General features: G+C 70.5%; 16 protein-coding genes. 10 read left to right on the top strand and 6 right to left on the bottom strand.

The window, feature by feature from the left end:
- The first annotated feature begins 141 nt into the window (after positions 1-141).
- From gap to ACFYXM_RS00160, 8 genes are all read left to right on the top strand, one after another.
- Positions 142-1149 (top strand): type I glyceraldehyde-3-phosphate dehydrogenase, encoded by a 1008-nt coding sequence (gene gap / locus ACFYXM_RS00195; RefSeq protein WP_389285393.1) that lies wholly within the window; start codon positions 142-144, stop codon positions 1147-1149.
- A 109-nt stretch (positions 1150-1258) separates the two neighbouring features.
- Positions 1259-2470, top strand: coding sequence for a phosphoglycerate kinase (locus ACFYXM_RS00190; protein WP_389285391.1), 1212 nt, complete (start codon positions 1259-1261; stop codon positions 2468-2470).
- Positions 2471-2476: 6 nt separating this feature from the next.
- Positions 2477-3253 carry a triose-phosphate isomerase gene (gene tpiA / locus ACFYXM_RS00185; RefSeq protein ID WP_389285389.1) on the top strand — a complete coding sequence of 259 codons (777 nt, stop codon included), beginning with the start codon at positions 2477-2479 and terminating at the stop codon, positions 3251-3253.
- A 115-nt stretch (positions 3254-3368) separates the two neighbouring features.
- The gene (gene secG / locus ACFYXM_RS00180; RefSeq protein WP_073788612.1) at positions 3369-3605 is read left to right on the top strand and encodes a preprotein translocase subunit SecG; all 237 of its coding nucleotides are present in this window, start codon (positions 3369-3371) and stop codon (positions 3603-3605) included.
- 110 nt (positions 3606-3715) lie between these two features.
- Complete coding sequence (locus tag ACFYXM_RS00175; protein WP_073788610.1) at positions 3716-4051, top strand: RNA polymerase-binding protein RbpA; 336 nt, start codon at positions 3716-3718, stop codon at positions 4049-4051.
- Positions 4052-4200: 149 nt separating this feature from the next.
- Entirely contained in the window at positions 4201-5853 is a 1653-nt protein-coding gene (gene pgi, locus ACFYXM_RS00170; RefSeq protein WP_389285387.1) for a glucose-6-phosphate isomerase, read from the top strand.
- Positions 5854-5857: 4 nt separating this feature from the next.
- Positions 5858-6361, top strand: a complete 504-nt coding sequence (locus ACFYXM_RS00165) for a PH domain-containing protein (protein ID WP_389285386.1) — start codon at positions 5858-5860, stop codon at positions 6359-6361.
- Positions 6358-7947 (top strand): PH domain-containing protein, encoded by a 1590-nt coding sequence (locus ACFYXM_RS00160; protein WP_389285384.1) that lies wholly within the window; start codon positions 6358-6360, stop codon positions 7945-7947. Before ACFYXM_RS00165 ends, ACFYXM_RS00160 begins: the two co-directional genes overlap by 4 nt.
- A 119-nt stretch (positions 7948-8066) precedes the next feature.
- On the opposite strand, the gene pgl is transcribed toward ACFYXM_RS00160, so the two are convergent.
- The 5 genes from pgl to tkt are packed head-to-tail and all read right to left on the bottom strand — an operon-like array spanning position 8067 to position 14716.
- Positions 8067-8849: a 6-phosphogluconolactonase gene (pgl, locus tag ACFYXM_RS00155; protein WP_389285383.1), complete on the bottom strand. Its 783-nt coding sequence runs from the start codon at positions 8847-8849 to the stop codon at positions 8067-8069.
- On the bottom strand, positions 8846-9925 hold the full coding sequence (opcA, locus tag ACFYXM_RS00150) for a glucose-6-phosphate dehydrogenase assembly protein OpcA (protein WP_389285381.1): 1080 nt from the start codon (positions 9923-9925) through the stop codon (positions 8846-8848). Before opcA ends, pgl begins: the two co-directional genes overlap by 4 nt.
- On the bottom strand, positions 9922-11454 hold the full coding sequence (zwf, locus tag ACFYXM_RS00145) for a glucose-6-phosphate dehydrogenase (protein WP_389285380.1): 1533 nt from the start codon (positions 11452-11454) through the stop codon (positions 9922-9924). Before zwf ends, opcA begins: the two co-directional genes overlap by 4 nt.
- Before the next feature lie 5 nt (positions 11455-11459).
- Positions 11460-12578 carry a transaldolase gene (gene tal / locus ACFYXM_RS00140; protein WP_389285378.1) on the bottom strand — a complete coding sequence of 373 codons (1119 nt, stop codon included), beginning with the start codon at positions 12576-12578 and terminating at the stop codon, positions 11460-11462.
- Positions 12579-12613: 35 nt separating this feature from the next.
- On the bottom strand, positions 12614-14716 hold the full coding sequence (gene tkt / locus ACFYXM_RS00135; protein WP_389285376.1) for a transketolase: 2103 nt from the start codon (positions 14714-14716) through the stop codon (positions 12614-12616).
- Positions 14717-15351: 635 nt separating this feature from the next.
- Between tkt and ACFYXM_RS00130 the strand changes: the two genes are divergently transcribed.
- On the top strand, positions 15352-16305 hold the full coding sequence (locus ACFYXM_RS00130) for a heme o synthase (RefSeq protein WP_389285374.1): 954 nt from the start codon (positions 15352-15354) through the stop codon (positions 16303-16305).
- Between the two features lie 109 nt (positions 16306-16414).
- Positions 16415-16771 carry a hypothetical protein gene (locus ACFYXM_RS00125; protein WP_389285372.1) on the top strand — a complete coding sequence of 119 codons (357 nt, stop codon included), beginning with the start codon at positions 16415-16417 and terminating at the stop codon, positions 16769-16771.
- 106 nt (positions 16772-16877) lie between these two features.
- On the opposite strand, the gene ACFYXM_RS00120 is transcribed toward ACFYXM_RS00125, so the two are convergent.
- The gene (locus tag ACFYXM_RS00120; RefSeq protein WP_389285370.1) at positions 16878-17891 is read right to left on the bottom strand and encodes a heme A synthase; all 1014 of its coding nucleotides are present in this window, start codon (positions 17889-17891) and stop codon (positions 16878-16880) included.
- Position 17892: the final 1 nt, after the last annotated feature.

Below are 17892 nucleotides of genomic sequence, written 5' to 3'. Positions count from 1 at the left end.
ACGGGCCTGCGCGGTTTCGTCCGGACCCGTTCGATGTCACTCCCCGCCCCTCGGAGAGGTAGGGTCGGAGGCGGTCGGGGACATCCGTATACAACTCGCCGATTCCTAGGAATCGGCGTACCTGACGAGGAGATCGGTTTCGTGACGATCCGCGTAGGCATCAACGGCTTCGGTCGCATCGGTCGTAACTACTTCCGCGCGCTGCTGGAGCAGGGGGCGGACATCGAGATCGTGGCTGTCAACGACCTGGGTGACACTGCGACCACGGCTCACCTTCTGAAGTACGACACCATCCTGGGTCGTCTGGAGGCCGAGGTCAGTCACACCGCCGACAGCATCACCGTCGGCGACCGGACCATCAAGGTCCTCTCCGAGCGCAACCCGGAGCTCATCCCCTGGGGCGAGCTGGGCGTCGACATCGTCGTCGAATCGACCGGCATCTTCACCAAGAAGGCGGACGCCGAGAAGCACCTCGCCGGCGGTGCCAAGAAGGTCCTCATCTCGGCTCCGGCCAAGAACGAGGACATCACGATCGTGATGGGTGTCAACGAGGACGCCTACGACGCGGCCAAGCACCACGTCATCTCCAACGCATCCTGCACCACCAACTGCGTCGCGCCGATGGCGAAGGTCCTGGACGAGAACTTCGGCATCGTCAAGGGCCTGATGACGACGGTCCACGCGTACACCAACGACCAGCGCATCCTGGACTTCCCGCACTCGGACCTGCGTCGTGCCCGTGCAGCCGCGCAGAACATCATCCCGACGACCACCGGTGCCGCCAAGGCCACCGCCCTGGTGCTCCCTCAGCTCAAGGGCAAGCTCGACGGTCTCGCGATGCGGGTTCCCGTCCCGGACGGCTCGGTCACCGACCTCGTGGTCACGCTGGAGCGCGAGGTCACCCGTGACGAGGTCAACGCCGCCTTCCAGAAGGCGTCCGAGGAAGGCCCGCTCAAGGGCAAGCTGTTCTACACCGAGGACCCGATCGTTTCCTCGGACATCGTCTCGACCCCGGCGTCCTGCACCTTCGACTCCCTGCTGACCATGGCGGAGGGCTCGCAGGTGAAGATCATCGGTTGGTACGACAATGAGTGGGGCTACTCGAACCGCCTCGTCGACCTGACCGTCTTCGTCGGCAGCCGTCTCTGACCGTCCGGTCGGCAGGCACCTCGATGTGGGTACGGGGCTCGAACGGCGCACCGGCGCGCCGTTCGAGCCCCGTCGCATGTTCTCTCGTCCTCCAAGGAGTCCAGCAGGAATGAAGACGATCGACGAACTCCTCGCCGAAGGGGTCACCGGCAGGCGCGTATTCGTCCGCGCCGACCTCAACGTGCCGCTGAGCGGCACCACCATCACCGACGACGGACGCATCCGCGCCGTCGCGCCGACCGTGGAGAAGCTCGCCGCGGCAGGTGCGCGGGTCGTCGTCGCCTCGCACCTGGGGCGCCCCGAGGGCGCTCCCGACCCGGCGTTCTCCCTGGCGCCCGCCGCCGCCCGGCTCGGCGAGATCATCGGGGCCGACGTGGCCTTCGCGACCGACACGGTCGCCGAGTCCGCGCGCGCCACGGTCGCCGCGCTCGCCGACGGCCGGGTCGCCGTCCTGGAGAACCTCCGCTTCAACCCCGGCGAGACGTCCAAGGACGACGCCGGGCGCGGCGAGTTCGCCGACCGGCTCGCCGAACTCGCCGACGTGTATGTGGGCGACGGCTTCGGCGCGGTGCACCGCAAGCACGCCTCGGTCTTCGACCTTCCCGCCCGCCTCCCGCACGCCGCCGGCGACCTGATCGCCACCGAGGTCGGCGTCCTGAAGAAGCTCACCGAGAACGTCGAGCGTCCGTACGCCGTCGTGCTCGGCGGCTCCAAGGTCTCCGACAAGCTCGGCGTGATCGACCACCTGCTGGAGCGCGCCGACCGCATCCTCATCGGCGGCGGCATGGCGTACACCTTCCTCAAGGCCAAGGGCCACGAGGTCGGCAGCTCCCTCCTCCAGGAGGAGCAGATCCCGGTGGTACTGGAGTACCTGAAGCGTGCCGAGGACAAGGGCGTGGAGTTCGTGCTCCCCGTCGACGTGGTCGTCTCCGAGCAGTTCCCCGACCTCAAGGCCAAGGCCCCGACCGGGCACCGCACGGTGCCCGCGGACGCCATCCCGGCCGGTTTCATGGGCCTCGACAACGGTCCCGAGACCAACCGGCTGTACGCCTCGAAGCTCGCCGACGCGGCCACTGTCTTCTGGAACGGCCCCATGGGCGTCTTCGAGCACCCCGACTACGCCGAGGGCACCAGGGCCGTGGCCCAGGCCCTCGCCGACTCCACGGGCTTCACCGTGGTGGGCGGCGGCGACTCCGCCGCGGCCGTCCGCACCCTGGGCTTCGACGACAACGCATTCGGACACATCTCGACCGGTGGTGGCGCCAGCCTCGAATACCTCGAGGGCAAGACGCTTCCCGGCCTCGCCGCTCTGGAGGACTGAACTTTCATGACCACCCGCACCCCGCTGATGGCGGGCAACTGGAAGATGAACCTCAACCACCTGGAGGCCATCGCCCACGTCCAGAAGCTCGCCTTCGCCCTGGCCGACAAGGACTACGACGCCGTCGAGGTCGCCGTCCTGGCGCCCTTCACCGACCTGCGCTCCGTGCAGACCCTGGTCGACGGCGACAAGCTGCGGATCAAGTACGGCGCCCAGGACATCTCGGCGCACGACTCCGGCGCGTACACCGGTGAGATCTCCGGCCCGATGCTCGCCAAGCTGAAGTGCACCTACGTCGCGGTCGGGCACAGCGAGCGCCGCCAGTACCACGGCGAGACCGACGAGATCTGCAACGCCAAGGTGAAGGCCGCCTACAAGCACGGCCTGACCCCGATCCTCTGCGTCGGTGAGGAGCTGGCCGTCCGCGAGGCGGGCAACCACGTCCCGCACACCCTCGCCCAGGTCGACGGCGGGCTGAAGGACCTGCCCGCCGAGCAGGCCGAGTCGATCGTGATCGCGTACGAGCCGGTCTGGGCGATCGGCACCGGCAAGGTGTGCGGCGCCGACGACGCGCAGGAGGTCTGCTCGGCGATCCGCGGGCGCCTCGCCGAGCTGTACTCCCAGGAGCTGGCCGACAAGGTCCGCATCCAGTACGGCGGCTCCGTGAAGTCCGGGAACGTCGCCGAGATCATGGAGAAGCCCGACGTGGACGGCGCACTGGTCGGCGGTGCCTCGCTCGACACCGACGAGTTCGTCAAGATCGTCCGCTTCCGCGACCAGTGAGTATGCGGTAGCGCGGATCCGTCGTACCCTTGCGGGGGCCGGGAAGGGCTCAGCCTCCCGGCCCCCGTTGCTCGCACATGCAGTCCAGAGGACTTTCGGAAAGTAGGGACCAGCCGTGATTCTGGGGTTCGAGATCGCCCTGATCGTCTTCAGCCTGCTGCTGATGCTGCTGGTGCTGATGCACAAGGGCAAGGGCGGCGGCCTCTCCGACATGTTCGGCGGCGGCATGCAGTCGTCCGTGGGTGGCTCCTCGGTCGCGGAGCGCAACCTCGACCGGATCACGGTGGTCGTGGGACTGCTCTGGTTCGCGTGCATCGTCGTGCTCGGTCTGCTCATCAAGCTTGACAACTGACGCGTCGTAAGCAAATCCCGGTGAGGGTGTAACTCCTTTCACTGGACGCGCGTTGGGCCTTACGTAGACTGGGGCATCTTCGAGCACCATCACGCAGGGGAGTTACGACCGTGGCAAGTGGCAACGCGATCCGGGGGAGCCGGGTCGGGGCGGGGCCGATGGGGGAGGCCGAGCGGGGCGAGTCCGCGCCGCGTCTCCGCATCTCCTTCTGGTGCTCGAACGGGCACGAGACGCAGCCGAGCTTCGCCAGTGACGCGCAGGTACCCGAGACGTGGGACTGCCCGCGCTGTGGTTTCCCGGCCGGCCAGGACCGGGACTGCCCGCCCGACCCGCCGCGCACCGAGCCGTACAAGACGCACCTCGCGTACGTGCGCGAGCGGCGCAGCGACGCGGACGGCGAGGCCATCCTCGCCGAGGCCCTGGCGAAACTCCGGGGCGAGATCTGAAAACCACCGGCCGGGTACCCATGGGGCCCGGCCGGAGTGCATCCACCGGTGCCGCACCTCGTCGTAGCCTTGCCGGCCCCTTCGATCAATTAGGTTGGGGACTCGGCGGGGCATCTGCAAGCACGAGAAGAAGTGGGCCGACAACCGGGATGAACACACCGAACCGAACCAGTCTCAACCGGACCCCCGAATGGGCGGCTCTGGGCAAGCACCGTGAGCAGCTCGGGGAAACGCATCTGCGGCAGCTCTTCGCGGACGATCCGGAGCGCGGCGCCCGATACACCCTCCAGGTCGGCGACCTGTACATCGACTACTCCAAGCACCTGGTCGACGACACGGCGCTGCGTCTCCTGCGCGACCTCGCCGCCGCCACCGGAGTGGCGCAACTGCGGGACGCGATGTTCCGCGGCGAGAAGATCAACACCACCGAGGACCGCGCAGTCCTGCACACGGCGCTGCGCGCCCCGCGCGACGCGGTGATCGAGGCCGACGGCGAGAACGTGGTGCCGGGTGTGCACGCGGTGCTCGACAAGATGGCGGCGTTCTCCGACCGCGTCCGGTCGGGTGAGTGGACCGGCCACACCGGCAAGCGCATCAGGAACGTCGTCAACGTCGGCATCGGCGGTTCCGACCTCGGCCCCGCCATGGCCTACGAGGTGCTGCGCTCCTTCGCCGACCGCTCGCTCACCGTCCGCTTCGTCTCCAACGTGGACGGCGCCGACCTCCACGAGGCGGTGCGCGACCTCGACCCCGCCGAGACGCTGTTCGTCATCGCGTCGAAGACCTTCACCACGATCGAGACCATCACCAACGCGACCTCCGCCCGCAACTGGCTGCTGACCGGCCTGAACGCCGGTCAGGAAGCGGTCGCCAAGCACTTCGTGGCGCTGTCCACCAACGCCGGCAAGGTCGCGGACTTCGGCATCGACACCGCCAACATGTTCGAGTTCTGGGACTGGGTCGGCGGTCGCTACTCGTACGACTCCGCCATCGGCCTCTCCCTGATGATCGCGATCGGCCCGGGGCGGTTCCGCGAGATGCTCGACGGCTTCCACCTCGTCGACGAGCACTTCCGCACCGCCCCCGCCGAGGCCAACGCCCCGTTGCTGATGGGGCTGTTGGGCGTCTGGTACGGGGCCTTCTTCGACGCCCAGTCGCATGCCGTGCTGCCGTACAGCCACTATCTGTCCAAGTTCACCGCGTACTTGCAGCAGCTGGACATGGAGTCCAACGGCAAGTCCGTGGACCGGGACGGCCGCCCTGTCGAGTGGCAGACCGGACCGGTCGTCTGGGGCACCCCCGGCACCAACGGGCAGCACGCCTACTACCAGCTGATCCACCAGGGCACCAAGGTCATCCCGGCGGATTTCATCGGCTTCGCCGAGCCGGTCGAGGACCTGCTGCCCGGGCTGGTCGCCCAGCACGATCTGCTGATGGCCAACTTCTTCGCGCAGACCCAGGCACTGGCCTTCGGTAAGACGCCGGACGAGGTGCGTGCCGAGGGCGTCGCCGAGGAACTCGTGCCGCACAAGACCTTCAAGGGCAACCACCCGACGACGACGATCCTCGCCGACCGGCTGACCCCGTTCGTCCTCGGCCAGCTCATCGCGCTCTACGAGCACAAGGTCTTCGTCCAGGGAGCCGTCTGGAACATCGACTCCTTCGACCAGTGGGGCGTCGAACTCGGCAAGGTACTCGCCAAGCGGATCGAGCCGGTGCTGACCGACGGCAACGACGGCGAGGGGCTGGACAGTTCCACCGCGGCCCTCGTCGGGGCGTACCGCGCCCGCAGGGGGCGTTGAGCCGGTGAGCGTGGGGGAGCGGACGGTGCGGCTGAGGCCGCCGAACAACACCCTTGACCCGAGGGCGGTCGACTGGTGGCGCGCCCAATGGCTGCTGCTGACCGCGCTGCCGGTGGTGGTCCTCGTCGTACTGGGCGTGTTCATCGAGCCCGCCAGGTTCTGGCTGCTGCTGCCCGCCGCGGTTCTCGCCGTGCTCGGTGTCGGCTGCGCCGTCCTCTTCCCGCTCTGGTGGTTCCGTACCCACCGCTGGGAGGTCACCGACGAAGCCGTCTACGTCAGGACGGGCGTCCTGTGGCAGGAGTGGCGGATCGCCCCGATGTCCCGCATCCAGACCGTGGACACCGTGCGCGGACCGCTCGAACAGCTCTACCGGCTTGCCACCGTCACCGTGACCACCGCCTCGTCCAAGGGCGCGGTACGGATCGCGGGGCTGGGTCACGCGTCGGCGGCCGAGCTGGCCGAACGCCTGACCAGGATCACCCAGGACACCCCCGGGGACGCCACATGAGCACGGAGGCGACCGTTCCGCCGCCCGGAGCGGGCGACGACGGCGTCGGCACCGATGCCACCGGCGCGGTGACGGTGACCGCCGACGGCACCGACTGGCGGCGGCTGGACCGGCGCACGGTCTTCGTCAGCGCGTTGCTCACGGCCGGTGTCGCGGTCGGCGCGTCCGTGCCCGTCACGCTCGGGCTCTCCGGGCGGTTCGGGTTCGGGACGGCGGTGGCCCTGGTGGTGGCCGGTGCCCTCGCGCTGGTCGGCTGCGCCGCGGCGGGCGACTACGTGCGGTGGCGCCGCACCCGTTACCGCGTCGGTGCCGAACGGGTCGAGCTCCACACGGGGCTGCTCATGGTCAAGAAGCGCTCGCTGGCCCGTGAGCGCGTCCGCAGCGTCGATCTCACCGCCCATCTGCTGCAACGGGTCCTCGGCCTGGTCACCGTCCGCATCGGCACCGGCGAGCACTCCGGCAACGACTCCACCCTGGAACTCGACCCGGTCGCCCGGGCCGAGGGCGAACGGCTCCGCCGCGAACTGCTGGAGCGCGCGGACACGGGCGCCCCGGGCACTCATCGCGAGGGCGAGCTCGCCGTCCTGGACCCGCGCTGGATCCGCTACGCGCCGGTGTCGTTCGTCGCCCCGGCGCTCGGCGGCGCGGCGGCCGGTGCGGTGATGCAGGTCAGCGACTGGTTCGGGGCGCAGGGCGAGGTCATCGGCTGGGTCGGCGACCGGTTCCGGGACACCGCGCTGCCGGCCGTGATCGGGGTCGTCGCCCTCGCCGTGCTGGCCGCCGGTGTCGTCGGCGCGCTCGGTCTGTGGATCGAGATGTGGTGGAACTACCGGCTGGAGCGCGAACCGGGCGGCACCCTGCGCATCCGGCGCGGGCTGCTGACCTCACGTTCCGTCTCCATCGAGGAACGCCGGCTGCGCGGTGTCGATCTCGTCGAACCGCTCGGCGTCCGGCTGTTCGGTGCCGCCCGGGTCGACGCGATCACCACCGGACTCGCCAAGGACGACGAGGAGCAGCAACGCGACCACGACACCCTGCTGCCCGTCGCGCCCCGGTCCGTGGCCGACGTGGTGGCCGCCGACGTCCTGCGCCAGGCCGTCTCCCCGACCGGTGCCGCGCTGACCGCTCACCCCACGGCCGCGCGCGGGCGGCGGCTGCGCCGGGCCCTGTGGGCCGCCGCCGTGCCCGTGCTCGTCCTGGTCGCGCTGGGGCTGCTGCTGACCCCCGTCCTGCTGTGGGCGGCGCTCGCCTGCGCGGTCGTGGGGCTGCCGCTCGGGCTGTTCCTGGCCCGGGACGCCTACCGGGGCCTGGGCCACGCGCTCAGCGGCGACTACCTGGTGGTCCGGTCCGGCACGCTCAGGCGTTCCACCGCCGCGCTGGAACGGGCCGGTGTCATCGGCTGGACGGTCCGGCAGACATATTTCCAGCGGCGGTCCGGCGTGATCGGCATCACCGCGACCACGGCCGCCGGGGCGGGCGCCTACACGGCGTACGACGCCGACGAGAGCGAGGGCCTGGACTTCGCCTCCCGGGCCGTCCCGGGCCTGCTGGAGCCCTTCCTGGAGCGCACCCCGCCCACCGGCTGAGACCGCGAGGAGGGCCCCGCTTCCGGTACGTCCTCGGCCCGGCCGCCTCCCGGAACGCCCGCGGGCCCGGTCGCTCCGAGGAGCGGACCGGGCCCGCGGGCGTCGGTGCCGGGAACCGGTCAGGACGAGGCCGGCGGATACAGGGCGCGCGGCAGCCGCGAGGCCGCCGCCGCGTCCAGCAGCCACAGCGTCCGGGCGCGTCCGTACGCACCGGCCGCCGGGGCCTGGATCTCCCCGGCGCCCGAGAGCGCGATCTCCGCGGCCTCCGCCTTGTCCTCGCCCGCGGCGAGCAGCCACACCTCGCGCGCGGCCCGGATCGCGGGCAGCGTCAGCGAGACGCGGGTGGGCGGCGGCTTGGGTGCGCCGTGCACACCGACGACGGTGCGCTCGGTCTCCCGTACCGCGGGCAGCTCCGGGAAGAGCGACGCGACATGCGTGTCCGGGCCGACGCCCAGCATCAGCACGTCGAACGTCGGCACCGGCCCGTGGTCCTCCGGACCGGCCGCGGCGGCCAGCTCGGCGGCGTACGCGGCCGCCGCCGTATCGGCGTCGTTGCCCCAGGGGCCGTCCGACGCGGGCATGGCGTGCACCCGCGACGGGTCCAGCGGCACCGTGTCCAGCAGCGCCTCACGGGCCTGTGTGACATTGCGCTCCGGGTCGCCCTCCGGCAGGAACCGCTCGTCGCCCCACCACAGGTCGAGCCGCGTCCAGTCGATCGCGTCCCGGGCGGGCGCGGCGGCGAGGGCGGCCAGCAGGCCGTTGCCGTTGCGCCCGCCGGTGAGGACCACCGAGGCGTGACCGCGCGCGGCCTGGGCGTCCACCACCTTCGTGATCAGCCGGGCCGCGGCGGCCTGTGCCATCAGCTCCTTGTCGCGGTGCACGACGAGTTGGGGGGCACTCACTTCGACGCCGCCTTCTTGGCCGGGGACTTGGCCGCGGCCTTCTTCGCGGCGGCCGGGGCGGGGGCGGACCCGGCGGGCTCCGGGTCGGCCGGCTTCGGATCGGCCGACTTCGGATCGGCGGGCTTCGAGCCCTCCGCCTTCGGCCGCTCCGGTCCGCCGAGCTTGTCCACGCCGAACTTCACCGTCGCCTCATAGGTGTTGTCCGGGTCCAGACGCCGCAGCTCCTCGGCGAGCAGTTCGGCGGTGTCCCGCCGCTTGAGCGCCACCGCGCGGTCCGGCTGGCCCTCCATCGAGAGCGTGGCCATCGAACCGTCCGGCCGGTCCAGGACGATGACACCGCTCCCGGTCTCCATCCGGACGGCCGTCAGGCCGGGACCGTCGGACTGGGTGCGCTCGACCGGGACGCCGAGCCGGTCCGCCAGCCACATGGCGAGCAGCTCGCAGCTCGGGTTCTCCGACTCGCCCTCGACCGTCGCCGAGACGATATCGGCGTGCTGCTGGTCCAGCGCGGCGGCCAGCATCGAACGCCACGGCGTGACGCGGGTCCAGGCCAGGTCGGTGTCGCCGGGGGCGTACGACCGGGCGCGCAGGGTGATCTCGTCGCAGGGGTGCTCGGCCGAGTAGGCATCCGTGATCCGGCGCTGCGCGAGCGCGCCCAGCGGGTCCTTCGCCGGCTCGGCGGGCGCGTCCTGCGGCCACCAGACCACGACCGGGGCATCCGGCAGCAGCAGCGGCAGGACGACCGACTGGGCGTGGTTGGCCAGCTCGCCGTGGAGGCGCAGCACGACCGTCTCGCCGGTGCCCGCGTCGGAGCCGACCCGTACCTCGGCGTCGAGCCGGGCGTCGCGGCGGCTGCGCGGCGAGCGGGCGGCCCGCTTGATCACCGCGATGATCCGTGAGGGATGCTCGTGCGAGGCGTCACCGGCCGCCTTGAGCGCGTCGTACGCGTTCTCCTCGTCGGTGACGATGACCAGGGTCATCACCATGCCGATGGCCGGGGTGCCGATGGCACGCCGGGCCGACACCAGCGCCTGGTTGATCTTGCTGGAGGTGGTCTCCGTGAGGTCGATCTTCATGGCCGACGCCAGCTCCGTCCGTCTCGTGCGAGCATCTCGTCCGCCTCGGCCGGACCCCACGTGCCTGCCGGGTACTGCGCGGGCTTGCCGTGCTCGGTCCAGTACTCCTCGATCGGGTCGAGGATGTTCCAGGAGAGCTCGACCTCCTGGTGCCGCGGGAAGAGGTTGGCGTCGCCGAGCAGCACGTCGAGGATGAGCCGCTCGTACGCCTCCGGGCTCGACTCGGTGAAGGACTCGCCGTATGCGAAGTCCATCGTGACGTCCCGGACCTCCATCGAGGTGCCGGGCACCTTGGAGCCGAACCGGACGGTCACGCCCTCGTCCGGCTGGACCCGGATGACCAGGGCGTTGCCGCCCAGCTCCTCCGTCGCGCCGGACTCGAACGGGAGATACGGGGCGCGCTTGAAGACGACCGCGATCTCCGTGACCCGGCGGCCGAGCCGCTTTCCGGTGCGGAGGTAGAACGGCACGCCCGCCCAGCGGCGGTTGTTGATCGTCAGCTTGATCGCGGCGAAGGTGTCGGTCGTCGACCCGGGGTCGATGCCGTCCTCCTCCAGATAGCCGAGGACCTCCTCGCCGCCCTGCCAGGCGCGCGCGTACTGGCCGCGCACCGTGTGCTTGCCCAGGTCTTCCGGCAGCTCCACGGCCGCGAGCACCTTGAGCTTCTCGGCGACCAGGGCCTTGGGGTGGAAGGAGCCGGGCTCCTCCATCGCGGTCAGCGCCAGCAGCTGGAGCAGGTGGTTCTGGATGACGTCACGGGCGGCGCCGATGCCGTCGTAGTAACCGGCCCGGCCGCCGATGCCGATGTCCTCGGCCATCGTGATCTGGACGTGGTCGACGTACGACCTGTTCCAGATCGGCTCGAACATCGTGTTGGCGAACCGCAGCGCCAGGATGTTCTGGACCGTCTCCTTGCCGAGGTAGTGGTCGATCCTGAAGACCTCGTTGGGCGGGAAGACGTCGTGCACGATCCGGTTGAGCTCCTGCGCGCTTTGCAGGTCGTGTCCGAAGGGCTTCTCGATGACGGCACGCCGCCAGGAACCCTCCTTCTGGTCGGCCAGCCCGTGCTTCTTGAGCTGCTGGACGACCTTGGGGAAGAACTTCGGCGGCACGGACAGGTAGAAGGCGAAGTTGCCGCCCGTGCCCTGCGCCTCGTCGAGCTCGTGGATCGTCGCCTTCAGCGTCTCGAACGCCTCGTCGTCGTCGAAGTTGCCCTGGACGAAGCGCATCCCCTGGATGAGCTGCTGCCAGACCTCCTCGCGGAACGGGGTACGGGCGTGCTGCTTGACGGCGTCGTGGACCTCCTGTGTGAAGTCCTCGTCCTGCCACTCCCGGCGCGCGAAACCGACGAGCGAGAAGCCCGGCGGCAGCAGGCCGCGGTTGGCCAGGTCGTAGACGGCGGGCATCAGCTTCTTGCGGGACAAATCGCCCGTGACGCCGAAGATCACCAGGCCCGACGGCCCCGCGATGCGCGGGAGCCGTCGATCCTGGGGGTCACGAAGCGGATTGGCTCCGGGAACACCAGACAAGGTGGTCAGCCCTCCGAAGGGGCGAGGCGCTTGAGCTCCGCCTCGGTCGAGTTGAGCAGATCGATCCAGGACGTCTCGAACTTCTCGACGCCCTCGTCCTCCAGCAGCTGGACGACGTCGTCGTAGGAGATGCCGAGCTCCGCCACGGCGTCGAGCTCGGCGCGGGCCTGCTCGTACGTGCCGGCGATGGTGTTGCCGGTGATCCGCCCGTGGTCGGCGGTGGCGTCCAGGGTGGCCTCGGGCATGGTGTTGACCGTGCCGGGGGCGACCAGTTCGTCGACGTACAGGGTGTCCTTGTACGCGGGGTCCTTGACGCCGGTCGAGGCCCACAGCGGACGCTGCTTGTTGGCCTGCGCCTTGTCCAGGGCGGCCCAGCGCTCCGAGCCGAACACCTCCTCGTACGCCTCGTAGGCGAGGCGGGCGTTGGCGAGCGCCGCCTTGCCCCGGAGCGCCTTGGCCTCGGGGGTGCCGATCGTGTCGAGCCGCTTGTCGATCTCGGTGTCCACCCGGGACACGAAGAACGACGCCACCGAGTGGATCCTGGACAGGTCCAGGCCCGCCGCCTTGGCCTTCTCCAGACCCGCCAGGTAGGCGTCCATGACCTCGCGGTAGCGCTCCAGCGAGAAGATCAATGTGACGTTGACGCTGATGCCCTTGCCGATGACCTCGGTGATCGCCGGGAGACCGGCCTTCGTCGCCGGGATCTTGATGAGCGTGTTCGGCCGGTCCACCAGCCAGGCCAGCTGCTTGGCCTCGGCGACGGTGGCGGCGGTGTGGTGGGCCAGACGCGGGTCCACCTCGATGGAGACCCGGCCGTCCTGGCCGTCCGTGGCGTCGAAGACGGGGCGCAGGATGTCCGCCGCGTCCCGTACGTCGGCCGTCGTGATCATGCGGATGGCCTCGTCGACGGTGACCTTGCGGGTGGCGAGGTCGGTCAGCTGCTGCTCGTAGCCATCACCGCTCGAAATCGCCTTCTGGAAGATCGACGGGTTGGTGGTGACGCCCACCACGTGCTGCTCGTCGATCAGTTCGGCCAGATTGCCCGACGTGATCCGCTTGCGCGACAGGTCGTCGAGCCAGATCGCCACACCCTCGTCGGAGAGGCGCTTGAGTGCGTCTGTCATGAGAGTTGCATCTCCTACTTGTCTCTATAAGGGCGTCAGCGCGCGGCGGCGTCGAGAGATTCCCGCGCGGCGGCGGCGACGTGCTCGCCGGTGAAGCCGAACTCGCGGAAGAGGACCTTGGCGTCGGCCGAGGCACCGAAGTGCTCCAGCGAGACGATCCGGCCGGCGTCCCCGACGTACCGGTGCCAGGTCAGGCCGATGCCGGCCTCGACCGCGACACGCGCCTTCACCGACGGCGGCAGGACGCTGTCCTTGTACGCCTGATCCTGCTCCTCGAACCACTCGACCGACGGCATCGACACCACACGGGTCGGGATGCCGGCCGCCTGCAGCTCCTCGCGCGCCTCGACGGCGAGGTGAACCTCGGAGCCCGTGCCGATCAGCAGCACCCGGGGCGACGTGGACCGCCCTTCGGGCCCTTCGGCCTCCAGGAGCACGTAACCGCCCTTGGCCGCGTCCTCGTTCGCCTCGTACGTCGGCACACCCTGGCGGGTCAGCGCCAGACCGTGCGGGGTCCCCTTGCCGAACACCTTGGTGTGGCGGCGCATGATCTCGCGCCACGCGATGGCGGTCTCGTTGGCGTCGGCCGGGCGGACGACGTTCAGGCCCGGGATGGCGCGCAGCGAGGCCAGGTGCTCCACCGGCTGGTGGGTCGGGCCGTCCTCGCCGAGACCGATCGAGTCGTGCGTCCACACGTACGTCACCGGCAGGTGCATCAGCGCGGAGAGCCGTACGGCGTTGCGCATGTAGTCGGAGAACACCAGGAAGGTGCCGCCGTAGACACGGGTGTTGCCGTGCAGCGCGATGCCGTTCATGGCCGCGGCCATGGCGTGCTCGCGGATGCCGAAGTGGATCGTGCGGCCGTACGGGTCCGCGCCGGGCAGCGGGTTGCCCACGGGGAGGAACGACGACGTCTTGTCGATCGTCGTGTTGTTCGAGCCCGCCAGGTCGGCGGAGCCGCCCCACAGCTCGGGGACGATCTCGCCGAGCGACTGGAGCACCTTGCCGGAGGCGGCGCGGGTGGCCACGCTCTTGCCCGGCTCGAAGACCGGGAGCCTGTCCTCCCAGCCCGCGGGCAGCTCGCCGGCGGAGATCCGGTCGAACTCGGCGGCGCGCTCCGGGGCGGCGGTGCGCCACGCGGCGAGGGACTTCTCCCACTCGGCCCGGGCCTCACGGCCGCGGTCCAGCGCCTTGCGGGTGTGCGCGATGACCTCGTCGGAGACCTCGAAGGACTTCTCGGGGTCGAAGCCGAGGACCTTCTTCGTGGCGGCGACCTCCTCCTCGCCCAGCGCCGAGCCGTGCGACGCCTCGGTGTTCTGGGCGTTCGGGGCGGGCCAGGCGATGATCGAGCGGGCAGCGATGAAGGACGGGCGCCCGGTCTCGGCCCTGGCGGCCTGCAGCGCCCGGTACAGACCCGCCGGGTCCAGGTCGCCGCTGGGCAGCTGCTCGACGCGCTGGACGTGCCAGCCGTACGCCTCGTACCGCTTCAGGGTGTCCTCGGAGACCGCCGTCTCCGTGTCTCCCTCGATCGAGATGTGGTTGTCGTCCCACAGCAGGACCAGGTTGCCGAGCTTCTGGTGCCCCGCCAGCGAGGACGCCTCGGCGGCGATGCCCTCCTGGAGGCAGCCGTCACCCGCGACGACCCACACCATGTGGTCGAACGGGGAGGTGCCGGGGGCCGCCTCCGGGTCGAACAGGCCGCGCTCGTAGCGGGAGGCCATCGCCATGCCCACGGCGTTGGCGACGCCCTGGCCCAGGGGGCCCGTGGTCGTCTCCACGCCCGCGGTGTGCCCGTACTCGGGGTGGCCCGGGGTCTTGGAGCCCCAGGTCCGGAAGGACTTGAGATCGTCGAGCTCCAGGCCGTAGCCGGCCAGGTAGAGCTGGATGTAGAGGGTCAGGCTGCTGTGGCCGGCGGAGAGCACGAACCGGTCGCGGCCCGTCCACTCCGGGTCGGCGGGGTCGTGCCGCATCACCTTCTGGAAGAGGGTGTACGCGGCGGGAGCCAGGCTCATCGCCGTGCCCGGGTGGCCGTTTCCGACCTTCTGAACGGCGTCGGCGGCGAGGACGCGAGCGGTGTCCACGGCCCGCTGGTCCACTTCGGTCCACTGGAGATCTGTGGTGGTCGGCTTGGTGCTCACCCTGAGTCAGGGCTCCTCTCCACTGTTGTCAACCGGTGACTGTGACCGCACCGGGGATTCCGGTGCCTGTGACCGCACCGGGATGGTCGAGCCTACCTGTGTCGGAACGCGCGTTTTCCGCTGCTTTCCAGGGTGCGGGCGGCCCGGCGGGTCCGCCTCCCGTATGAGCGCAGGGGCTCACTTCTGCGCCGCTCCGGTGAGCGGGCGAGGGCCCTTCCGTGCCGCTCCCGTGAGCCGGGTTCCGCGCTTCCGTGACCGCTCCGACGAGAGGCGTCCGGGGCTTGCGTGCCGCTCCCGCGGGCGAGGCCGCCGGCGCCTGTCCCGTACCGGTGCATGCGCCGGACCGTCCGTCCGCGTGTCGATCCGGTGGGCGTGTCCCGCCGGGGTGCGCGGGTAACACCGCGCCCGGGGGCGTGCGGAGTATGCCGCTCCGGTGGGCCTCCCGCGTCGCCGCGAGGGGTGCCCGTCGCCGCCTCGACACCGCCGTGACGGGCGCGATTCCCCGCTTCCGTGCCACGCCAACACGATCCGACCCCCGCGAAGGACGGCATGTTCCCAACGTCTACAGTGGTCTGGTTCGCGCAAGTCTTTATCGGGCCCTCACGCCCGGAGCTTGCTGGATTTCTCTGTCAGGGGTGTGCGTGACGGCCGTCGAGTCCCGACCCGCAGGGGTCGCCTTGACTCCCAGCCCGGGGGCCCATCGCCCGTTCGGGGCCCGTGTCAAGGCATTCGTGGCGCTGACCAAGCCTCGGATCATCGAGTTGCTGCTGATCACCACCGTGCCGGTGATGTTCCTGGCGGCCCGAGGCGTACCCGATCTGTGGCTCGTGCTCACGACCACCATCGGCGGGTACCTCTCCGCGGGCGGCGCCAACGCGTTGAACATGTACATCGACCGCGACATCGACGCGGTGATGCACCGTACGTCGCAGCGTCCGCTGGTCACCGGCATGGTGAGCCCGCGCGAGTGCCTGGCCTTCGGCTTCGTCCTCGCGGTGGTCTCCACGGTCTGGCTCGGGCTGCTGGTCAACTGGCTGTCGGCCGCGCTCGCGCTCGGCGCTCTGCTGTTCTACGTCGTGGGCTACACGCTGGTGCTGAAGCGGCGTACCGCGCAGAACATCGTCTGGGGCGGCATCGCGGGCTGCATGCCGGTCCTCATCGGCTGGTCGTCCGTGACGAACTCGATGTCGTGGGCCGCGGTCATCCTCTTCGTCGTGATGTTCTTCTGGACGCCGCCGCACTACTGGCCGCTCTCGATGAAGGTCAAGGACGACTACGCCCGCGCCGGGGTCCCGATGCTCCCGGTGATCGCGTCCAACCGCGTGGTGGGCCGCCAGATCGTGCTCTACAGCTGGGCGATGGTGGTCGTCTCCCTGTTGCTGACCCCGCTCGGCTACACCGGCTGGTTCTACACCGCGGTGGCGCTGCTGACCGGCGGCTTCTGGCTCTGGGAGGCGCATGCCCTGCTCAACCGGGCCAAGGCGGGAGTGACCGGCGCGAAGCTCAAGGAGATGCGGCTGTTCCACTGGTCGATCACCTACGTCTCGCTGCTCTTCCTCGCCGTGGCGATCGACCCCTTCCTGAGGTAGTCCCGCCCCGCTCCGAACCGAAGCGGTCCCGCCGACGGGCGGGGCACGTGGCCCACGCCACGTGCCCCGCCCGTCGCACGTCGATCTACCCATCGGTAGCATCCTGACCATGGCAGAGACGGCTGAGACCCAGGTGGAGAGCGGCAAGCAGGCGGCCCGCGCGGAGCGCAGGGCGGCGAAGCTCGCCAAGCAGATCGGTGCCTTCTCCAAGGCGCACGGCGGCGCGGAGGGACAGCTCGCCTACATCGGGCAGATGGGCGCCCGCATCGTTCTCGTGGGTGAGGACGGCGGCTGGGGCGATCTGGTCGCCCCTTCGTACGCGGTCGCCGAGAGCGCCGCCCGGAAGGCCGGGATCACGATGCACGAGTCCTTCGACGGGGAGCTCGCGGCGAAGGTCCGCACCGGCCCGTACGAGTGGACGCGGATGGCCGGGATCCAGGTGGGCGGCCCGTCCGACAAGGGCTGAGAGCGGCCCCGATACGTCTGTACGCCGATGCCGGGCGGCCCTTGACCAAGGACCGCCCGGCATCGGCGTACAGACATCCGACAGGGCTCACGAGGCCCGTTCCGGTTCAGCCCGCGGTGGCCGGCTCCGGCTTCCCGACGGCGGGGCCGGCCGCCGCGGGTACGGCCACCGGGCGCTCGCGCAGCGACAGCAGCACCCGCACCACCGCGATCCACACCAGACACGAACCGAACATGTGCAGGCCGACCAGGATCTCCGGGGTGTCCGTGAAGTACTGGACGTAGCCGATCACGCCCTGCCCCAGCAGCACCAGGAACAGGTCGCGGGCCCGGCTCCGCGGGCCGGCCGGCGCGTCCACGGCCTTGAGCACGAACCAGAGGGCGACGGCCAGCGCCACCACGACCCAGGCCAGGTCGGCGTGCAGCTGCGCGACCATCTTCCAGTCGACCGGGATGCGGTGCACGTCGCTGGAGTCGCCCGCGTGCCGCCCGGCACCCGTGACGACCGTACCGACCGCGATCAGCAGTCCCGCGGCCACCACGAGCAGCCAGGTCAGCTGGGACACCGCCTTGCCCACCAGCGGGCGGGGCGCCTCGTCGCCCTCGCCGGCCCGCTGCCACATCACCATCGCGACCGTGATCAGCGTCGTGGAGAGCAGGAAGTGCGCCGCGACCGTGTACGGGTTGAGGCCGACCAGCACCACGATGCCACCGAGCACCGCGTTGCCCATGACCACCCAGAACTGGGCCCAGCCGAGCCGGGTGAGGCTGCGCCGCCAGGGCTTCGCCGAGCGGGCGGCGATGATCGCCCAGCCGACCGCCGCGCACAGGACGTACGTCAGCATGCGGTTGCCGAACTCGATGACGCCGTGGATGCCCATCTCGCTCGTCGCGGTGAGACTGTCCTCGGTGCACTTGGGCCAGGTGGGGCAGCCGAGGCCGGAACCGGTCAGCCGTACCGCACCGCCGGTGACGACGATGACGACCGACATGACGACGGCCGACAGGATGGCGCGGCGGACGACGCGTTCCGTCGGCGTCCACCGTTCGGCGATGTAGAGAAGCGGGTTCCGCGCGGCTTGAGCGACTTCGGCTCGGGTCAGCTTGGGCACGCGCACCATC

Origin of the sequence: Streptomyces sp. NPDC002476, from assembly GCF_042889785.1 — a bacterium.
Taxonomy (GTDB): domain Bacteria; phylum Actinomycetota; class Actinomycetes; order Streptomycetales; family Streptomycetaceae; genus Streptomyces.
The sequence above is the reverse complement of the archived record's forward strand: the minus strand, read 5'-3'. Positions and strand labels throughout refer to the sequence as shown.

Bases quoted from the DNA above. Each gene is read 5' to 3' on its own strand.
- ACFYXM_RS00190 (WP_389285391.1), top strand. From the start codon at position 1,259: ATGAAGACGATCGACGAACTCCTCGCCGAAGGGGTCACCGGCAGGCGC.
- pgi (WP_389285387.1), top strand. From the start codon at position 4,201: ATGAACACACCGAACCGAACCAGTCTCAACCGGACCCCCGAATGGGCG.
- tal (WP_389285378.1), bottom strand. From the start codon at position 12,578: ATGACAGACGCACTCAAGCGCCTCTCCGACGAGGGTGTGGCGATCTGG.
- ACFYXM_RS00120 (WP_389285370.1), bottom strand. From the start codon at position 17,891: ATGGTGCGCGTGCCCAAGCTGACCCGAGCCGAAGTCGCTCAAGCCGCG.
- ACFYXM_RS00160 (WP_389285384.1), top strand. From the start codon at position 6,358: ATGAGCACGGAGGCGACCGTTCCGCCGCCCGGAGCGGGCGACGACGGC.
- ACFYXM_RS00125 (WP_389285372.1), top strand. From the start codon at position 16,415: ATGGCAGAGACGGCTGAGACCCAGGTGGAGAGCGGCAAGCAGGCGGCC.
- opcA (WP_389285381.1), bottom strand. From the start codon at position 9,925: ATGAAGATCGACCTCACGGAGACCACCTCCAGCAAGATCAACCAGGCG.
- tpiA (WP_389285389.1), top strand. From the start codon at position 2,477: ATGACCACCCGCACCCCGCTGATGGCGGGCAACTGGAAGATGAACCTC.